The organism is Shewanella sp. 1180_01 (assembly GCF_052850535.1).
In genome coordinates this window covers 1-480 of the sequence record NZ_VXCT01000188.1, presented here as the reverse complement: position 1 = coordinate 480, position 480 = coordinate 1, and the positions used below count along the sequence as shown (strand labels likewise).

The 480-nt window shown below is 51.5% G+C and carries 1 pseudogene; it reads right to left on the bottom strand.

Annotation, left to right across the window (positions count from 1 at the left end):
* Positions 1-480: pseudogene (locus tag FW758_RS24805) on the bottom strand (tyrosine-type recombinase/integrase); the annotation flags it as partial.

Here is a 480-nt window from a genome sequence, read left to right as displayed (position 1 = left end):
GCACTGAATAACGGGCCCACATCCGACTCGCTTAATTGCGTGCCCACCAAAGGGGGCATCTTCAAACTCATTTGCACCCGATACCCCGCCAAGCTATTGCTGTCTAATACCCGTAAATCGGCCGCAACCGATAACGCCCGTTTCAACACCTTCACCGCGGCTTTGATGTAATTGGCCGAGTAGCCCTGCGCCAACATGGGTTTGATTAAATAACTGTCCACTGCGATAAAGTTCAGCTCATTGAGTGGTAACTCAGCAAAGCAGCCGCTGAGATGTTTACTCACTAACGATTTACAGTTACTGCGCCAGCTGTTGCTTAAGGTGCGGTTGCATTCCACATGGGTGACAAACCACGCCAGTAATTGCGCGACCGTGGCAAACTCGTTGCTGATGACCGTTTGGCCCATGCTGCGTTTGGCTAACAGACTGGGTAACTCGGTTAAAAAAGTCTTCAAGCACATCACTGGCCACACGCCCTGC